General features: G+C 63.7%; 13 protein-coding genes. All 13 read left to right on the forward strand.

The features are described from left to right. Nucleotides 1-174 precede the first annotated feature (174 nt). The 13 genes from ACFDR9_RS10250 (at nt 175) to ACFDR9_RS10310 (ending at nt 14,025) form a co-directional block, all read left to right on the forward strand. On the forward strand, nt 175-486 hold the full coding sequence (locus ACFDR9_RS10250; RefSeq protein ID WP_409030936.1) for an FmdB family zinc ribbon protein: 312 nt from the start codon (nt 175-177) through the stop codon (nt 484-486). Between the two features lie 58 nt (nt 487-544). Next, nucleotides 545-1,171: a DUF502 domain-containing protein gene (locus tag ACFDR9_RS10255; protein ID WP_409030937.1), complete on the forward strand. Its 627-nt coding sequence runs from the start codon at nt 545-547 to the stop codon at nt 1,169-1,171. Between the two features lie 75 nt (nt 1,172-1,246). After that, entirely contained in the window at nt 1,247-3,061 is a 1,815-nt protein-coding gene (aspS, locus tag ACFDR9_RS10260; protein WP_026133120.1) for an aspartate--tRNA ligase, read from the forward strand. A gap of 76 nt (nt 3,062-3,137) precedes the next feature. Then, a complete protein-coding gene (gene nudB / locus ACFDR9_RS10265; RefSeq protein WP_409030938.1) occupies nt 3,138-3,587 on the forward strand; it encodes a dihydroneopterin triphosphate diphosphatase in 450 nt (149 codons plus the stop codon). A 138-nt stretch (nt 3,588-3,725) separates the two neighbouring features. Then, nucleotides 3,726-4,547 carry an endonuclease/exonuclease/phosphatase family protein gene (locus ACFDR9_RS10270; protein ID WP_409030939.1) on the forward strand — a complete coding sequence of 274 codons (822 nt, stop codon included), beginning with the start codon at nt 3,726-3,728 and terminating at the stop codon, nt 4,545-4,547. Nucleotides 4,548-4,556: 9 nt separating this feature from the next. Next, nucleotides 4,557-5,720 (forward strand): phospholipase D-like domain-containing protein, encoded by a 1,164-nt coding sequence (locus ACFDR9_RS10275; RefSeq protein WP_409030940.1) that lies wholly within the window; start codon nt 4,557-4,559, stop codon nt 5,718-5,720. An 88-nt stretch (nt 5,721-5,808) separates the two neighbouring features. Next, on the forward strand, nt 5,809-6,192 hold the full coding sequence (locus tag ACFDR9_RS10280; protein ID WP_017877763.1) for an RNA-binding S4 domain-containing protein: 384 nt from the start codon (nt 5,809-5,811) through the stop codon (nt 6,190-6,192). A gap of 223 nt (nt 6,193-6,415) precedes the next feature. Next, the gene (locus ACFDR9_RS10285; protein WP_017877762.1) at nt 6,416-7,042 is read left to right on the forward strand and encodes a TetR/AcrR family transcriptional regulator; all 627 of its coding nucleotides are present in this window, start codon (nt 6,416-6,418) and stop codon (nt 7,040-7,042) included. Between the two features lie 72 nt (nt 7,043-7,114). Next, entirely contained in the window at nt 7,115-8,905 is a 1,791-nt protein-coding gene (locus tag ACFDR9_RS10290) for an acyl-CoA dehydrogenase C-terminal domain-containing protein (RefSeq protein WP_026133118.1), read from the forward strand. A 16-nt stretch (nt 8,906-8,921) separates the two neighbouring features. Further along, nucleotides 8,922-11,318, forward strand: a complete 2,397-nt coding sequence (locus ACFDR9_RS10295; RefSeq protein ID WP_409030941.1) for a 3-hydroxyacyl-CoA dehydrogenase/enoyl-CoA hydratase family protein — start codon at nt 8,922-8,924, stop codon at nt 11,316-11,318. Nucleotides 11,319-11,467: 149 nt separating this feature from the next. After that, on the forward strand, nt 11,468-12,664 hold the full coding sequence (locus ACFDR9_RS10300; RefSeq protein ID WP_017877759.1) for an acetyl-CoA C-acyltransferase: 1,197 nt from the start codon (nt 11,468-11,470) through the stop codon (nt 12,662-12,664). Between the two features lie 72 nt (nt 12,665-12,736). Continuing rightward, a complete protein-coding gene (locus ACFDR9_RS10305) occupies nt 12,737-13,516 on the forward strand; it encodes an enoyl-CoA hydratase (protein WP_017877758.1) in 780 nt (259 codons plus the stop codon). 326 nt (nt 13,517-13,842) lie between these two features. Then, nucleotides 13,843-14,025, forward strand: a complete 183-nt coding sequence (locus ACFDR9_RS10310) for a hypothetical protein (RefSeq protein ID WP_157406701.1) — start codon at nt 13,843-13,845, stop codon at nt 14,023-14,025. Nucleotides 14,026-14,145: the final 120 nt, after the last annotated feature.

Below are 14,145 nucleotides of genomic sequence, written 5' to 3' on the forward strand. Positions count from 1 at the left end.
GGAATCGCCAGCAAACGCTTAAAGGCAGGATGGAGCGCCGACTATCTTGCCAAGGTCTTGGGGCTGCCGGCCTGATTCTTCATGCAATCGCCCTGCGTCGCCGGGGCGGCAATCCGTGAGCGCATGGAAAAAGCTTTATAATTCAGGGTTTTGATGATTTTTGCGGAGTTTTGAATGCCGATTTACGCTTACCGCTGTGACGATTGTGGTTTCGCCAAAGATGTCTTGCAGAAGATGTCCGATCCAGTGCTGACGGTTTGTCAGTCGTGCGGCAAGCCTACGTTTAAGAAACAATTGACCGCCGCCGGCTTCCAGTTAAAGGGCACCGGCTGGTATGCGACCGATTTCCGCGGCGGCACGCCGCCGAGCACGGCGCTGCCGACCGGCCCGGCCGACGCGGCGCCGGCGAAGGACGCCGCGCCCGCCGCAGCGGCAGCCGCGCCCGCCGCCGAGGCCAAGAGCGCCGCGCCGGCCAAGGCCGACTGAGGTTTTACCACGGCGGACGGCGCGAGCCGCCTGCCCGTCACCAAGAACAGAGAGACCGATGCGTAAATATTTCATTACCGGATTGCTGATTTTGGTTCCGCTGGCAATCACGGCCTGGGTCTTGAACCTGGTGATCAGCACCATGGACCAGTCCCTGTTGCTGGTGCCCGGCAGCACCCAGCCGATGACGTTGTTCGGCCGCGACTTCCCGGCGCTGAGCACGATTCCCGGCCTCGGCACGGTGTTGACGGTGTTGATTGTGTTCGTCACCGGCTTGCTGACCAATAACCTGGTCGGCAACTACGTGGTGCGCGTGTGGGAAAAGCTGTTGCAGCGCATTCCCATCGTCAATTCCTTGTATTCAAGCGTCAAGCAGGTTTCCGACACGCTGTTTTCCTCGTCCGGCAACGCCTTCCGCAAGGCCGTGCTGGTGCCTTATCCGCACCAGAACTCGTGGACCATCGCGTTCCTGACCGGCGTGCCGGGCGGCGACGTGCGCAACCACCTGGTGGGCGACTATGTCAGCGTGTACGTGCCGACGACGCCGAATCCGACCTCCGGTTTCTTCCTGATGATGAAGCGCGGCGACGTCGTCGAACTCGACATGAGCGTCGACGTCGCCCTCAAGTACATCGTCTCGATGGGCGTGGTGGCGCCCGAACCGGCGCCGCCGGCCAAACATTAAACCGACAATAAACGGGCACGCGTCCGCGAAGCAGGGCGCGGCCATCTGAATAATCTAACCTGGACTGAGAAATTTATGTCAATGCGTACACATTACTGCGGCCTCACCACCGAAGCCCTGCTTGGACAAACCGTCAACCTGTGCGGCTGGGTGCATCGCCGGCGCGACCACGGCGGCGTCATTTTCATCGACTTGCGCGACCGCGAAGGCCTGGTGCAGATAGTCTGCAACCCCGAGCAGGCTGAAGTCTTCAAAGTGGCCGAAGTGGTGCGCAACGAGTATTGCCTGCGCGTCACCGGCGTCGTCAGCAACCGCCTCGAAGGCACCGTCAACAACAACCTGAAGTCGGGCAAGATCGAAGTGGTCTGCTCCAACCTGGAAGTGTTGAACGCCTCGGTCACGCCGCCGTTCCAGCTGGACGACGACAACCTGTCCGAAACCACCCGCCTGACCCACCGCGTGCTGGACCTGCGCCGTCCGCAGATGCAAAACAATCTGCGCCTGCGCTACAAGGTGACGATGGAAGTGCGCAAGTACCTCGACGAACTGGGCTTCATCGACATCGAAACGCCGATGCTGACCAAGTCGACCCCGGAAGGCGCGCGCGACTACCTGGTGCCGTCGCGCGTCAACGCCGGCAACTTCTTCGCGCTGCCGCAATCGCCGCAGTTGTTCAAGCAGCTGCTGATGGTCGCCAACTTCGACCGTTACTACCAGATCGTCAAATGCTTCCGCGACGAAGACTTGCGCGCCGACCGCCAGCCTGAATTCACCCAGATCGATTGCGAAACCTCGTTCCTGTCGGAACAAGAGATCCGCGACCTGTTCGAGAACATGATACGCATCGTCTTCAAGAACACCCTCGACATCGACCTGCCGAACCCGTTCCCGGTGATGGACTTCGCCACCGCGATGGGCCTGTACGGTTCCGACAAGCCGGACATGCGCGTCAAGCTGGCCTTTACCGACCTGACCGCCGTCATGAAAGACGTCGACTTCAAGGTCTTCGCCGGCGCGGCCAACATGGAAGGCGGCCGCGTGGTCGGCCTGCTGGTACCGGGCGGCGCCAAGGAAGGTTCCGGCATGCCGCGTTCGGAAATCGACGCCTACACCCAGTTCGTCGCCATTTACGGCGCCAAGGGCCTCGCTTACATCAAGGTCAACGAGAAGGCCAAGGGCCGCGACGGCCTGCAATCGCCGATCGTCAAGAACCTGCACGACGCCGCGCTGGCGCAGATCGTCGAGCTGACCGGCGCCCAGGACGGCGACTTGATCTTCTTCGGCGCCGACAAGGCCAAGGTCGTCAACGACGCCATCGGCGCGCTGCGCGTGAAGATCGGCCACAGCGAATTCGGCAAGAAAGCCGGCCTGTTCGAGGACAGCTGGAAGCCGTTGTGGGTGGTCGACTTCCCGATGTTCGACTACGACGAGGAAAACGACCGCTGGACCGCGACCCACCATCCGTTCACGGCGCCGAAAGACGGCCATGAAGACATGCTGGAAACCAATCCGGGCGCCTGCATCGCCAAGGCCTACGACATGGTCTTGAACGGTTGGGAGTTGGGTGGCGGTTCGATCCGCATCCACCGCGAAGAAGTGCAGAGCAAGGTGTTCCGCGCCTTGAAAATCGACGCCGAGGAAGCCCAGTTGAAGTTCGGCTTCCTGCTCGACGCGCTGCAATACGGCGCGCCGCCGCACGGCGGCCTGGCGTTCGGCCTGGACCGCATCGTCACGATGATGACCGGTTCCGATTCGATCCGCGACGTGATCGCCTTCCCGAAAACCCAGCGCGCGCAGTGCCTGTTGACCCAGGCGCCGTCCGAAGTGGACGAGAAGCAATTGCGCGAACTGCACATCCGCCTGCGCGCCGCCGAGCCGAAAGTCGCTTAACCGTCGTCCGGCCCGCCTGCACGGGGGGCCGCATGCTGTGAAAAAAGGCGCGGGAGACTGCGCCTTTTCTTTTAATATGAGCCATAAAATCCCCGAATCCGTCCTGGTCGTGATCCACACCGCCGCGCTGGAGGTGCTGCTGCTCGAGCGCGCCGACCGGCCCGGCTTCTGGCAATCCGTGACCGGCTCGCTCGACGCGCCCGACGAGCCGCTGCTGGCCACCGCCGCCCGCGAGCTGTTCGAGGAAACCGGCATCGTCGCCGACGCCGCGGCGCTCCGCCTGCGCGACTGGCAGTTGTCGAACATCTACGAAATCTACCCGGTCTGGCGCCACCGCTACGCCCCCGGCGTCACGCACAACACCGAGCACGTGTTCAGCGTCGAGGTGCCGCGCGACATCGCCGTCACGCTCAGCCCGCGCGAACATCTGCGCCACGTCTGGCTGCCCTACCTGGAGGCGGCCGACCGGTGTTTCTCGTCTTCCAACGCGGAAGCCGTGCTGCAACTGCCGCAGCGCTTGAAATAGCCCCGGCCCACGAAAACCGCGCGCGCTTAAACGGTATTGCGCCGCCGCGCGGGCGCCGTTGTGGCGGCGATGCGAAGCTTTCACCGCCGCACAATTGAAGTCGTGCGGAAATGGCGGCTATGGGGTTAAAATCAAGCCATGAAAATCCGCGTAGCAACTTATAACATCCACAAGGGCGTCTCCTCGATGCGCGGCCAGCCCCGCGTACACGCCTTGAAACAGGCGATTGCCCTGTTCGAGGCCGACGTCGTCTTTTTGCAGGAAGTCCAGGGCCGGCACGACCGCAACGCCGCCCAGTTCGGCGCCGAAAGCCACGGCCACAAGCACTGGCCGGAGACGGCCCAGCACGAGTTCTTCGCCGGCGCCTCGCACCATTCGGCGTACGGCATGAACGCCGTGTACGACCACGGCCACCACGGCAACGCGCTGCTGAGCGCGTTTCCGATCGGCTCCACCCGCAACCACGACGTCTCCGACCACGCCTACGAGCAACGCGGCATCCTGCACTGCGTGCTGCAGACCGAGGGCGTCGACGTGCATTGCTACGTGGTCCACCTGGGCCTGTTCGAGGCCGGCCGCGGCCGCCAGACCGAGGCGCTGATCGAGGCCGTGATGGCGTCCGCGCCGCACGGCGAGCCGGTCATCATCGCCGGCGACTTCAACGATTGGCGCAACAACCTCAGCGACAAGCTGCGCAACGCGCTCGGCGTGGTCGAGGTGTTCGACCAGCGCGCGTCGAATTCGGCGATCGGCGACCTGGTGCGGCAACTGGCGCGGCGCAAGGCGGCGACGCCAACGCTGACGCCGGCGCGCACCTTCCCGGCGGCCCTGCCCTGGTTCCGCCTCGACCGCATCTACGTGCGCGGTTTCCAGGTCGAAACGGCCCAGGTGATGCACGGCACGCTGTGGGCCAAACTGTCCGACCACGCACCCATCGTCGCCACGTTGAAACTGGCGTAGACTGGACCCATGCGATCCGTCACCTATATAGCCGATAACGACATCACACTGCTGCATTGCGGCACCGACTATTTCCCCGCGCTGATCGCGGCGATCGACTCGGCCCGCTACGACATTTATTTCGAAACCTATATCTTCGCCGACGACGACACCGGCAACGCGGTCAAGGCCGCGCTGATACGCGCCGCCGGCCGCGGCGTGCAGGTGTTCATGATCACCGACTGGTTCGGCACCGGCAACGCGCGCGCCAAGCGCATGCACGCCGAGTTGGAGGCGGCCAAGGTGCACCACCGCATCTTCAACCCCTGGTTCCGCCGCGGCGTCACGCGCACCCACCGCAAGATCTGCGTCGTCGACCGCGACGTGGCGCTGGTCGGCGGCATCAACATCAACGACGACATGTTCTGCGACTACGACCACCGCATCGCGCTGTCGGCGCCGCGCTGGGACTTCGCGGTGCAGGTGCGCGGCCCGCTGGTGGGCGCGATCCACCAGGAGGCCCAGGCGCAGTGGGCGCGGCTCGGCAAGATGGGGCTGCTCAAGCGCATCCACCTGTACCGCGAGCTGCGCGCCGTCAACAAGGCGCAGGCGCGCAGCGTCGTCAAGGCCGGCTTCGTGGTGCGCGACAACCTGCGCAACCGCCGCACCATCCAGCGCGCCTACCTGCAGGCGCTGGGCCAGGCCAGGCACAGCGTGCTGTTGGCCAACCCGTATTTCGCGCCGGGGCGCAAGTTCCGCGAGGCGCTGGCCTCGGCCGCGCTGCGCGGCGTCGAGGTGGTGCTGTTGATCGGCGTCGGCGAAATCTGGCTGCAGGACGCCGTCGCCCATTCCTTCTACCCGAAGCTGCTCGACGCCGGCGTCAAGCTGGTCGAATACCACAAGACCCAGTTGCACGCCAAGGTCGCGGTGGTCGACGACGACTGGGCCACGGTCGGTTCGAGCAACGTCGACGGCCTGAGCCTGTTCCTGAACCAGGAAGCCAACGTCGTCGTCAAGGACGCCGCCTTCGCGCTGGCCCTGCGCGGCCACATCGAGCGCGCCATCGCCGACGGCGTGGTGGTGCACAAGGACGATTTCGCCCACGTCGGGCGCTTGCGCCGGCTCGGCTACGAAGCCGCCTTCATCCTGTATAAACTGGCGATGCGCGTGTTCGCGATGGGTAAATACGCTTGAAGTAGTGCGTTTAAATGAGTACGCTTACATCAGTGCGCATAAACCAGTGCGCTTAACCGTCCCGTCCAACCATCACGCTGAAACCACCATGACCGACACCGTACGAATCGACAAATGGCTGTGGGCCGCGCGCTTTTTCAAGACCCGTTCGCTGGCCACCGACGCGGTCGACAACGGCAAGGTGCGCGTCGGCGGCGAGCGCGTCAAGCCGGCGCGGCCGCTGCGCCTGGGCGACGAGCTGCTGGTCGACAACGGCGCCGACAACTGGGAGCTGCGGGTGCTGGGCCTGTCGGACCAGCGCGGCAGCGCCCCGGTGGCGCGCCTGCTGTACGCGGAAACGCCGGCCAGCATCGCGCGCCGCGCCAACGAGGGCGAGCAGCGCAAGTTGTTCCGCGAGCCAGGCGCCGCCATCAAGGGCCGCCCGACCAAGCGCGACCGGCGCCAGTTGAGCAAGGCCAGCGGTGCCGACTAGGCGGCAAACCGGGCGCGCCCGGAACAAAATCCCCGATGCTGCGTTGCAGCAATAGAACCTCGCCTCTAATGTTCCCGTTTGACTTTTATGCCCCGGTGGATAATAGTACGAGCGTTCGGAATTCTTTTCAACTGAAGTGGGTTCACATCGTTGCCGACGTACTGTTCCTGTGAATTCGAAACTAGCTTTGAACGGAAATATCATCAATACATCAATTAAATTCATGCGCAAAGGCGAGTTGACCCGCGCGGCCATCCTCGACGTGGCGTTGGACTTGTCCAGCCGCGACGGGCTGGAGGGCCTGACCATCGGCCTGCTCGCCGACAGGATGAACATGAGCAAATCGGGCGTGTTCGCGCATTTCGGCTCGCGCGAAGACCTGCAGATGGAGGTGTTGAAGCTGTACCACCATCGTTTTGAGCAGGAAGTGTTTTTCCCGAGCATGAAGGAGCCGCGCGGCATCTTGCGCCTGAAATCGATGTACGCGCGCTGGATCAAGCGCGTCAGCGTTGAAATCGCCTCCGGTTGCATCTACATCAGCGGCGCGGTCGAGTACGACGACCGGCCCGGGCCGATCCGCGAGGAGCTGGTCTCGATGGTGCGGGCATGGCAGGGCGCGTTGTTGCGCTGCGTCCAGCAGTCGATCGAAACGGGTGATTTAAAACCCGACACCGACCCGCAGCAGCTGGTGTACGAGATGTACGGCCTGATTTTGGGCTTGCACCACGATGCGCGTTTCCTGCGCATCCCCGGTAGCGTGGAACGGGCCCGGCTGGGCTTCAACCGCCTGATCGACAATTACCACAACCCGCGGCCGGGCGCCGCGCCGGCCGCACAGAAGACTTCGTAAGCCGTTGCGCGCGCCGCCTGCGCGCAACTTGAGAATCACATTTAGAGCTATTTAGCCGCCAGGAGAAAAATTATGGGTCAATACGTCGCGCCAATCCGGGACATGCAATTCGTGCTGCACGAGTTCCTGCAAGTTGAGCAAGAGTTGAAACAAATGCCGCACTACGCTGAAGTCGACGCCGACATCATCAACCAGGTTCTGGAAGAGGGCGGCAAGTTCACGTCCGAGGTGTTGTTCCCGTTGAACCACTCCGGCGACCGCGAAGGCTGCCGCCACGACAACGTCGCGCACACCGTGACGACGCCGAAGGGCTTCAAGGACGCCTACAAGCAGTACGTCGACGCCGGCTGGGGCGCGCTGTCGTGCTCGCCGGAATACGGCGGCCAGGGCTTGCCGCTGGTGCTGAATAATTCGTTCTACGAAATGCTGAACTCGGCCAACCAGGCCTGGACCATGTACCCTGGCCTGTCGCACGGCGCCTACGAGTGCCTGCTTGAGCACGGCACCGACGAACAAAAACGCCTGTACCTGCCGAAGCTGGTCTCGGGCGAGTGGACCGGCACCATGTGCCTGACCGAAGCGCACTGCGGCACCGACCTGGGCATGCTGCGCTCGAAAGCGCTGCCGCAGGAAGACGGCTCGTGGTTGATCACCGGCAGCAAGATCTTCATCTCGGCCGGCGAGCACGACATGTCGGAAAACATCCTGCACCTGGTGCTGGCCCGCGTGCCGGACGCGCCGGAAGGCTCGAAGGGCATCTCGCTGTTCCTGGTGCCGAAGTTCCTGCCGAACGCCGACGGCAGCGTCGGCGCGCGCAACCCGATCACCTGCGGCGCGATCGAAGAGAAAATGGGCATCCACGGCAATTCGACCTGCCAAATGAACCTGGACGGCGCCCGCGGCTGGATCATCGGCCAGCCGAACAAGGGCTTGAACGCCATGTTCGTGTTCATGAACGCGGCCCGCCTGGGCGTGGGCATGCAGTCGCTCGGCCTGACCGAAGTGGCTTACCAGAACGCCCTGGCCTACGCCAAGGACCGCATCCAGATGCGCAGCCTGTCGGGCGTCAAAGCCCCCGAAAAAGCCGCCGATCCGATCATCGTGCATCCGGACGTGCGCCGCATGCTGCTGACGTGCAAGGCCTACGCCGAGGGCGCGCGCGCCTTCACCTCGTACGCCGCGTTGCAGATCGACCGCGAACTGCACCACCCGGACGAGGAAGTGCGCAAGGAAGCGGCCGACGAAGTGGCGCTGCTGACGCCGATCATCAAGGCGTTCATCACCGACAACGGCTGGATCGCCACCTCGGAAGCGATGCAAGTGTTCGGCGGCCACGGCTACATCGCCGAATGGGGCATGGAGCAGTACGTGCGCGACGCCCGCATCAACCTGATCTACGAAGGCACCAACACGATCCAGTCGCTCGACTTGCTGGGCCGCAAGGTATTGATGGACAACGGCGCCAAGCTGCGCAAGTTCGGCGCCAAGATCCAGGCCTTCGTCGAAGAGAACGGCACCGACGAGGCGATGAGCGAATTCGTCACGCCGTTGGGTGAGCTGGGCGCGAAAGTGTCCAAGCTGACCATGGAAATCGGCATGAAGGCGTTCCAGAACCCCGACGAAGTCGGCGCCGCGGCGGTACCTTACCTGCGCGTGGTCGGCCACCTGGTCTACAGCTACTTCTTCGCCCAGATGGCGAAGATCGCGCTGGAGAAGGAATCGTCCGGCGACAATTTCTACAAAGCGAAACTGGCCACGGCGCGTTTCTACTTCGCCCGCCTGCAACCTGAAACCGCCACCCTGATCCGTCAGGCGCGCTCCGGTTCGGCCAGCCTGATGGCACTCGACGCCGACTTGTTCTAAGAGATAGAGGATTATTATGACCAATTTCATCGTGAAAAAAGTAGCCGTGCTCGGCGCCGGCGTGATGGGCGCGCAAATCGCCGCCCATTGCATCAACGCCAAAGTGCCGGTCGTGCTGTTCGACCTGCCGGCCAAAGAGGGTGCCAAGAACGGCATCGTGCTGCGCGCCATTGACAACCTGAAAAAGCTCAGCCCTGCGCCGTTCGGCAACAAGGACGACGCCGCCCTGATCCAGGTCGCCAACTACGAGGACAACCTGGACCTGTTGGCCGGTTGCGACCTGATCATCGAAGCCATCGCCGAGCGCATGGAATGGAAGCACGACCTGTACCAGAAGGTCGCGCCGCATATCGCGCCGAACGCGATCTTCGCCTCGAACACCTCGGGCCTGTCGATCAACAAGCTGGCCGACGGCTTCGACGACGAACTCAAGGCGCGCTTTTGCGGCGTGCATTTCTTCAACCCGCCGCGCTATATGCACCTGGTTGAACTGATCCCGACCACCTCGACCAAGCCGGAGATCCTCGACCAGCTGGAAGTGTTCCTGACCACCACGCTGGGCAAGGGCGTCGTGCGCGCCAAGGACACCCCGAACTTCATCGCCAACCGCGTCGGCGTGTTCGGCATGCTGGCCACCATCTACGAAGCCGAAAAATTCGGCCTGTCCTGCGACGTCGTCGACGACCTGACCGGCGCCAAGCTGGGCCGCGCCAAGTCGGGCACCTTCCGCACCGCCGACGTGGTCGGCCTGGACACGATGGGCCATGTCATCAAGACCATGCAGGACAACCTGGCGGAAGACCCGTTCTTCGCCATCTACAAGACCCCGGCCGTGCTGGCCAAGCTGGTCGAAGCGGGCGCGCTGGGCCAGAAGTCGGGCGCCGGCTTCTACAAAAAAGTCGGTAAGGAAATTCAGCGCCTGGACTTCGCCACCGGCGAATACGTCGCCGGCGGCGGCAAGGCCGCCGACATCGTCGCCCGCATCCTGAAGGAAAAGGACCCGGTCAAGAAAATGAAGGCCTTGCGCGAATCGACCAATCCACAGGCGCAGTTCCTGTGGGCGATCTTCCGCGACGCCTTCCACTACATCGCCGTGCACCTGGACACGGTCGCCGACAACGCCCGCGACATCGATTTCGCGATGCGCTGGGGCTTCGGCTGGAACGTCGGCCCGTTCGAAACATGGCAGGCGTCGGGCTGGACCCAGATCGCCACCTGGATCAACGAAGACATCGCCGCCGGCCACGCGCTGTGCAACGCGCCGCTGCCGGCCTGGGTGCTGGAAGGCCCGGTCGCCGAAAACGGCGTGCACACGCCGGCAGGTTCGTACTCGGCCGCCTCGAACAGCTTCGTGCCGCGTTCCAGCCTGGCCGTGTACGAGCGCCAGCAGTTCCGCGCGCCGGTGTTCGGCAGCGGCGCCATCGACGGCAAGACCTTTGGCACCACCGTCTTCGAAGACGACTCGGTACGCCTGTGGCACAGCGACGACGAAGTGCTGGTGATCTCGCTGAAAACCAAAATGCACGTGATCGGCGAAGGCGTCATCAACGGCCTGAAAATGGGCCTGGCCGAAGCCGAGAAGAATTTCAAGGGACTGGTGATCTGGAACGCCGACGCCGCCGACGGCGGCGCGTTCTCGGCCGGTGCCGACCTGCAAGCTGCCTTGCCATTGTTCATGCAAGGCGGCGCGAAAGCGATGGAGCCGGGTATCAAGCTGCTGCAAGATACCTTCATGGCGATGAAATACTCGAACGTGCCGGTGGTCGCCGCGGTGGCCGGCCTGGCCCTGGGCGGCGGTTGCGAGCTGGCGCTGCACGCGTCCAAGCGCGTCGCCTCGATCGTGTCCTACATCGGCCTGGTGGAAGTGGGCGTCGGCCTGATTCCCGCCGGCGGCGGTCTGAAGGAAGCGGCGGTGCGCGCGGCCAAGGAAGCCCAGGGCACCGACATCCTGCAATTCCTGAAAACCGGCTTCACCAACGCGGCCACCGCCAACGTGTCGAAATCGGCGCTGGAAGCCAAGAAAATGGGTTATCTGTCGGCTTCCGACGTCATCGTCTTCAACCCGTACGAGTTGCTGCACGTGGCCAAGGTGGAGGCGCGCGCCATGTTCGACGCCGGCTTCCGTCCGCCGCTGCAGACCCCGGTCGCGGTCACCGGCCGTTACGGCTGGGGCACCATCAAGGCGCAGCTGGTGAATATGCGCGACGGCGGCTTCATCTCCGCGCACGACTTCAAGCTGGGCGAGATGATCGCCGAGATCGTCTCGGGCGGCGACGTCGACCAGGGCAGCCTGGTCAACGAACAGTGGTTCCTCGACATGGAGCGTAAAGCCTTCCTGGAACTGCTGAACCACCCGAAAACCCAGGAACGGATCATGGGCATGATGCAAACCGGCAAGCCGGTACGCAACTAAGCCGGGTCGATACGGAAAGAGCGCCGCAAGACTGGCCCCGGGACGCCGAGCGCGGCATCGCCGTCGCCGCAACAACCCCGGGGTCGGGTCTCGCTACGACGGTCGTTCCGAAGCACCGAACTTCGATCAAAAATTTTTGAAAGAACACAATGAGCAAACAACTTCAAGACGCCTACATCGTCTCCGCAACCCGCACCCCGATCGGCAAGGCGCCGCGCGGCATGTTCAAGAACACCCGCCCGGACGACCTGCTGGTGCGCGTGCTGCAATCGGCCCTGGCGCAAGCGCCGGGCCTGGACCCTTCCTTGATCACCGACGCCATCATCGGCTGCTCGTTCCCGGAAGCGGAGCAGGGCTTCAACATCGCCCGCCAGGCCGTGCTGCTGGCCGGCTTGCCGAAAACCGTCGGCGGCGTCACCGTCAACCGTTATTGCGCCTCGGGCATCACCGCCATCGCCATGGCCGCTGACCGCATCCGCGTCGGCGAATGCGACGCCATGATCGCCGGCGGCATCGAGTCGATGTCGATGGTGCCGATGATGGGCCACCACCCGTCGATGAACCTGAACATGTTCACCGACGAAAACGTCGGCATGGCCTACGGCATGGGCCTGACCGCGGAAAAAGTCGCGACCCAGTGGAAAATCTCGCGCGAAGCGCAGGACGCCTTCGCCGTCGAATCGCACCGCCGCGCCATCGCCGCGCAGCAAGCCGGTTTCTTCAAGGACGAGACCACCCCGGTTGAAATCATCACCCGCACGCCCAACCTGGCCACCGGCAAGATCGACGTCAGCACCCGCGTCGTCGACACCGACGAAGGCGCGCGCGCCGATTCGAGCGTCGAATCGCTGGCGAAACTCAAGCCGGTGTTCGCCGCCAAGGGTTCCGTCACCGCCGCCAACAGCTCGCAAATGTCGGACGGCGCCGGCGCGCTGCTGATCGTCAGCGAAAAATTCCTGCGCGAGCACAACCTGACCCCGCTGGCGAAGTTCTCCTCGTTCGCGGTGCGCGGCGTGCCGCCGGAAATCATGGGCATCGGCCCCAAATTCGCCATTCCCGACGCCTGCAAGGCGGCCGGCATCACCCAGGATCAACTCGACTGGATCGAGCTGAACGAGGCGTTCGCCGCGCAAGCGCTGGCCGTCATCGGCGACCTCGGCCTGGACCCGTCGAAAGTGAACCCGATGGGCGGCGCGATCGCCCTCGGCCACCCGCTGGGCGCCACCGGTGCGATCCGCGCCGCGACCGTGATCCACGGCCTGCGCCGCAACAACCTGAAATACGGCATGGTCACCATGTGCGTCGGCGCCGGCATGGGCGCCGCCGGGATTTTCGAACGCATGTAATCTTGAGTTAACATTAACATCAAAGGGCGCGCCAGGAATTCCTGGGCGCCCTTATTTACATTTGGAGACAGCATGGATATTTTGTGCAGCAAGGCCGACGGCGTCCTGACGATTCAATTCAACCGCCCGGAGCGCAAGAACGCGATCACCACGACGATGTACCAGGCGATGGCCGACGCCATCAACGACGGCGAGCAAGACGCCGCCGTGCGCGCCATCCTGATCATCGGCCAGCCGGAGATTTTCACCGCCGGCAACGACCTCGACGATTTCGCCAAGACCGCGCGCCCGAGCGCCGGCGAAGTGTTTGAAGAGCGCCCGGTGTTCCGCTTCATGCGCGCGCTGAACGGCGCCAGTAAGCCGGTGGTGGCGGCCGTCTCCGGCGCCGCGGTCGGCATCGGCACCACGCTGCTGATGCATTGCGACCTGGTCTACGCGGCCGACAACGCCAAGTTCTCCATGCCTTTCGTGCAACTGGGCCTGTGCCCGGAATTCGCCTCCAGCCTGCTGTTCACGCAACTGGCCGGCTACCCGCGCGCGGCCGAAAAGCTGATGCTGGGCGAAGCCTTCCTGGCCGACGAGGCGCTGCAAATGGGCCTGGTGGCTAAGGTGCTGCCGCTGGCCGAATTGCTGCCGTTCGCCCGCGGCCAGGCCGCCAAGCTGGTGGCGTTGCCGGCGGCGTCGATCCGCGCCACCAAGCAATTGATGAAAAACCACCGCGCCGCGCCCATCGTCGACACGATGGCCGAGGAAAACAAGCTGTTCGGCGCCATGCTGCTGGCGCCGGAGGCGAAAGAGGCGTTCACCGCCTTCTTCGAGAAGCGCAAGCCGGACTTCAGCAAGTTCGCCTGATTCCGCGTGCACGGCGGCGCGCTGGAAAACGGTTGTTAAATACCGTTTGACGCGCGCATCGACTTGTCGCAGAATCGCGTCTCTGAAGTTTGACGAACCCTACTTTTTATGAAAGGACCGAGCATGCCACGTACGGCTATCAGCAATGCGCACCACCCATAGCCTCGGGCATGACTGCCCGGGGTCGTCGGCCATCGTTGCCGATCCCGAGCCGGTCGTTCCATACTTGAACCCCGGTGAGGAAACTCGCCGGGGTTTTGCGTTTCCGGGCACGTTTTCCGCGTGCCGCGCCCACCCCGGCATAACAAACCATGAAAGAAATTGTTATGCCAACCAAGATTAAAATCACATTGCCGAAGCCGCGCAACCCATTGGCGGTGGCGGCCAAGAGCCGGCGCGCCGGTTCGCACCAGGGCGAGCAGCCGCAGCGGCTGGCGCGCCGCGCCGAAAAGCACCAGTTGCATTTGCTGCTGGCGGGGCGCAAAGGGGCGGGCGGCGACGACGCGTGACGTCAGTAAAATCGGCGGCGTAAGCCAAAGGGCAGACCCTCGGGGTCTAGCCCTAATGCCGCCAAGTGAAGATTGCGTAGGTCGGATGAGCGGAACGCGTAATCCGACGACGAGCCGCTG

Origin of the sequence: Janthinobacterium sp. CG_23.3 (genome assembly GCF_046115965.1) — a bacterium.
Taxonomy (GTDB): domain Bacteria; phylum Pseudomonadota; class Gammaproteobacteria; order Burkholderiales; family Burkholderiaceae_D; genus Janthinobacterium.

Coding starts and splice junctions, on each gene's coding strand:
- ACFDR9_RS10250 (WP_409030936.1), top strand. CDS start 175: ATGCCGATTTACGCTTACCGCTGTGACGATTGTGGTTTCGCCAAAGAT.
- ACFDR9_RS10255 (WP_409030937.1), top strand. CDS start 545: ATGCGTAAATATTTCATTACCGGATTGCTGATTTTGGTTCCGCTGGCA.
- aspS (WP_026133120.1), top strand. CDS start 1,247: ATGTCAATGCGTACACATTACTGCGGCCTCACCACCGAAGCCCTGCTT.
- nudB (WP_409030938.1), top strand. CDS start 3,138: ATGAGCCATAAAATCCCCGAATCCGTCCTGGTCGTGATCCACACCGCC.
- ACFDR9_RS10270 (WP_409030939.1), top strand. CDS start 3,726: ATGAAAATCCGCGTAGCAACTTATAACATCCACAAGGGCGTCTCCTCG.
- ACFDR9_RS10275 (WP_409030940.1), top strand. CDS start 4,557: ATGCGATCCGTCACCTATATAGCCGATAACGACATCACACTGCTGCAT.
- ACFDR9_RS10280 (WP_017877763.1), top strand. CDS start 5,809: ATGACCGACACCGTACGAATCGACAAATGGCTGTGGGCCGCGCGCTTT.
- ACFDR9_RS10285 (WP_017877762.1), top strand. CDS start 6,416: ATGCGCAAAGGCGAGTTGACCCGCGCGGCCATCCTCGACGTGGCGTTG.
- ACFDR9_RS10290 (WP_026133118.1), top strand. CDS start 7,115: ATGGGTCAATACGTCGCGCCAATCCGGGACATGCAATTCGTGCTGCAC.
- ACFDR9_RS10295 (WP_409030941.1), top strand. CDS start 8,922: ATGACCAATTTCATCGTGAAAAAAGTAGCCGTGCTCGGCGCCGGCGTG.
- ACFDR9_RS10300 (WP_017877759.1), top strand. CDS start 11,468: ATGAGCAAACAACTTCAAGACGCCTACATCGTCTCCGCAACCCGCACC.
- ACFDR9_RS10305 (WP_017877758.1), top strand. CDS start 12,737: ATGGATATTTTGTGCAGCAAGGCCGACGGCGTCCTGACGATTCAATTC.
- ACFDR9_RS10310 (WP_157406701.1), top strand. CDS start 13,843: ATGCCAACCAAGATTAAAATCACATTGCCGAAGCCGCGCAACCCATTG.